The organism is Thioclava sp. UBA3469 (genome assembly GCF_002378135.1).
Classification (GTDB): Bacteria; Pseudomonadota; Alphaproteobacteria; order Rhodobacterales; family Rhodobacteraceae; genus Thioclava; species Thioclava sediminum.
The window spans coordinates 782-4,145 of the sequence record NZ_DFRG01000266.1; the positions used below are offsets into that span (position 1 = coordinate 782).

The following is a 3,364-nucleotide window of genomic DNA, read 5'->3' on the forward strand; positions in this document are numbered from 1 at the left end:
GTCAGCGTGCCGGTCTTGTCGAAGGCGACGAGGCTGGTTCTGGCGGCCGTCTCAATCACCGCGCCGCCCTTCATCAGCAGACCGTGGCGCGCCCCGGTCGAGAGACCCGCCGCAACCGCGGCGGGAACCGAGATCACCAGCGCGCAGGGGCAGCCGATCAGCAGCAGCGCAAGGCCGCGATAGATCCACGTCTCCCACGGCGCGCCGAAGGCCAGCGGCGGCACGATCGCGGCGAGAAGCGCCACGCCCACAACCGCGGGCATGTAGACGCGGCTGAACCGGTCGATGAACCGCTCGACCGGGGCGCGCGCGCTCTCGGCCTCCTCCACGAGGTGCAGAATGCGCGAGATCGTGTTGTCTTCGGCGGTTTTCTCGACGCGGATGCGCAGCTCACCCTCGGTGTTGATCGCTCCGGCGAAGACCGCGTCGCCGGGCTCTTTCAGGACCGGCACGCTCTCGCCCGTCACCGGGCTTTCATCGACGCCCGAACTGCCGGAGACGATGTTGCCATCGGCGGGGATGCGGTCACCCGGGCGGGCCTGCACGATCTGGCCGATGGCGAGGCTGTCGGCGGGAACCTCGCGAATGCGGTCGCCGACAACCAGCCGCGCGGTCTTCGGCACCAGATCGGCCAGCGCCCGGATCGAACCGCGGGCGCGCGACGCCGCAAGCCCTTCGAGCATCTCGCCCACCGCGAACAGGAAGACCACGAGCGCCGCTTCCTCCGCCGCACCGACGAAGAGCGCGCCGATCGCTGCGATGCTCATCAGCATTTCGATTGTGAAGGGCATCCGCGCCCGTGCCATCAGGGCGGCGCGCTTGGTCACAGGGGCAATTGCGATCACGGTCGTGAGCACGAAGGCCCAATGCGCGACCGGCCCGCCGATCAACAGCTCGACCATCCATGCCGCAGCCAGCAGAAGCCCGGTCGCGATCAGGTAACGGCCCTTCGGGGTCGCATACCATGACGGATCGGTAGGCCGGGTATCCATGCTTTGGGCCGGGCTATCCGGCTCATCCGCGCTTTTCTCTGATCCGGGGAAAGCGCCGTCAGGCAGGATGAAGCCGCCCTTGGGCTTTTCCGGCGCAGCCCCTTTGGCCGAGACGCCATAGCCGAGGCGGCGGATCGCTTTCTCCACGCTCTCGCGCGAGGTAGTGGCCGTGTCGAGCCGCAACCGCAGCCGCTCGTTCATCAGTGTGACCTCGACAGCGTCCACACCGGGCAGAGCCTCGACCGCGCCGCGCACCTTCGCCGCGCAGGCGCCACAATCCATGCCGGTCACGCGCCATTCCTGAAGGTCTTTCGCCTCGGTCATCCGATACCATCCTCTCACTCTCGATTTCTCGACAGAGGAGAAGATAAGAGCTACAGCAACTATAGGTTCAAGAGGGAAATTCGACCTCACGTAGCCGTGAAAGGGAGCGACATGCACACGATCGGAACATTGGCCCGCCGCACCGGCACCAAGGTGCAGACGATCCGCTATTACGAGCAGATCGGCCTGATGCCCGAACCGGGGCGGACCGCAGGCGGTCAGCGGCGCTATGATGATGCCGATCTCGACCGGCTCGCCTTCATCCGCCACTCGCGCCAGCTCGGCTTCCCGCTCGAGGCGATCCGCGAATTGCTGGACCTGTCGGATCACCCTGCGCGCGATTGCGGGGCCGCGGATTCGATCGCGCGGCGGCAATTGCGCGAGGTCGAGACCCGGATCGCGCGGCTTGAGGCGCTCAGGAGCGAGCTGGAACGGATGATCGGCGAATGTCGGGGTGGGACAGCCTCGGAGTGCCGGGTGCTGGAGGTGCTGCGCGACCACTCGGAATGTCTCGCCGACGATCACGACGCGATAGGCTGACCCCGCTGCACAGGGGCCGATCAGCGGAGCTTCCGGAACAGGCTGAACTGGAAAGACTGCAGGTTGCCTGAGGGCGTCGTGTGTTTCTGGAACCGTTTCGCCACCAACTCAAAATCGGGGCCCAGCACACCGCCAAGGGCCTCCGGACTGTAGCGACGAACGGGAAGGCCGCTGCAGGTCTCCGGCCCGTCAGGAGCGAAGGTCGCGATGATCGCGTGCCCCCCAATGCGCAGAGCACGAGACAGGCGCGTCACATAGGCATCCCGGTCCGATGGGTCGACCAGAAAGTGGAACACGGCGCGATCATGCCAGAGGTCATAGACCCGCTGGGGCGACCAGCGCGTGATATCGGCGACGATCCACTCCACATCCGCGCCGCGCGGCCCAAGCCGGGCACGCTGGGCGTCGAGGGCCGTCTGGGAGAGGTCGAGAACGGAAATGTCGCGCAGGCCACGCGCGATCAAGCCGTCAACGACCCGCGAAGTGCCGGCGCCCACGTCGATCACCCGGGTGTCCGGCGTCACACCGGCGCGTTCGGCAAGTTCGAGCGAGATCTCCGGAGCGTCCTGATGCCAACTGAGGTCACTGTCACTCTTGCTGCCGTAGATCCGGTCCCAGTGATCCTTTCGCGCCTCGTTCATCCAAATCCCCTATTCGCTGGCAATAATCGCATTGCTATCAAGGCGCCTGGTGTTCGTGATCCATATGCTTTTTCAGATTTTGACGCCGCCCCGCCCAGGGTTCGACATTTCAAAGTTTTCACCTTTGGCTCCAACGTTCTCAAGGCCAAAGCTTCCAAAGATAGATACCGTAGCCCGCGATTAGCGCCAGCCCCTCCCATCGGGTGATCCGTAGCCCGGTGGTCGCGAAGACCACCAGAAGGAGTGAGACAAGAACCATCAGCGGGGCGTCAAATCGCGCGATTTCCTCGGGCACGCGCGACGGGGCGATCAGCGCCGTCGTCCCACCGATGCCGAGAATATTGTAGATGTTTGATCCGACTACATTTCCGAAAGCCACCTCGCCCTGACGCTTCAGCGCCGCCACGATCGAGGTGATCAGCTCGGGCATCGAGGTGCCAATCGCCACGATGGTCAGACCGATGACCGTTTCCGAGACGCCAAAAGCCCGCGCGAGCGATACGGCGCCACCAACCAGCAATGAGCCACCGAAAACCACGAGTCCCAATCCGGCGAACGCGAGCAACAGCGGCATGAGAATACCGTGAGGTGCATGCGGTGGCGCGAGGCCGGGATCCGCGTCAGCAAGGGCCACCGTCTTGTCGTAGATCGCGCCGCGGTCAGCGTGCTGGCGTTCCTGATGGATCACGAAGCCCAAATAGCCGACCAGCGCTGCGATCAATCCAACTCCAGCGATCCGCCCCATCGGAGCGAACGGCGCGACCCCAGCGAAGACCACGGCGACGACCAGCATCACCATCGCATCTCGTCGCAGGGCGACGCGCGCCACAACGAGGGGCGCAATAACGGCAGAAACGCCAGCGATCA

Annotated in this window: 4 protein-coding genes; 1 reads left to right on the top strand and 3 read right to left on the bottom strand. The window is 65.0% G+C overall.

Annotated elements, in window-relative coordinates; genetic code table 11:
* Positions 1–1,316: heavy metal translocating P-type ATPase (locus B3D39_RS19290; RefSeq protein WP_286789977.1), on the bottom strand; the 1,316-nt coding region annotated here is incomplete at its 3' end.
* A gap of 111 nt (positions 1,317–1,427) precedes the next feature.
* On the opposite strand from B3D39_RS19290, the gene B3D39_RS19295 reads away from it, so the two are divergent.
* The gene (locus B3D39_RS19295; protein ID WP_078523303.1) at positions 1,428–1,856 is read left to right on the top strand and encodes a MerR family transcriptional regulator; all 429 of its coding nucleotides are present in this window, start codon (positions 1,428–1,430) and stop codon (positions 1,854–1,856) included.
* A 20-nt stretch (positions 1,857–1,876) separates the two neighbouring features.
* On the opposite strand, the gene B3D39_RS19300 is transcribed toward B3D39_RS19295, so the two are convergent.
* Together B3D39_RS19300 and B3D39_RS19305 are read right to left on the bottom strand one after the other, a co-directional pair.
* The gene (locus tag B3D39_RS19300; protein WP_078523302.1) at positions 1,877–2,497 is read right to left on the bottom strand and encodes a class I SAM-dependent methyltransferase; all 621 of its coding nucleotides are present in this window, start codon (positions 2,495–2,497) and stop codon (positions 1,877–1,879) included.
* A 139-nt stretch (positions 2,498–2,636) separates the two neighbouring features.
* Positions 2,637–3,364: sodium:calcium antiporter (locus tag B3D39_RS19305; RefSeq protein WP_286789978.1), on the bottom strand; the 728-nt coding region annotated here is incomplete at its 5' end.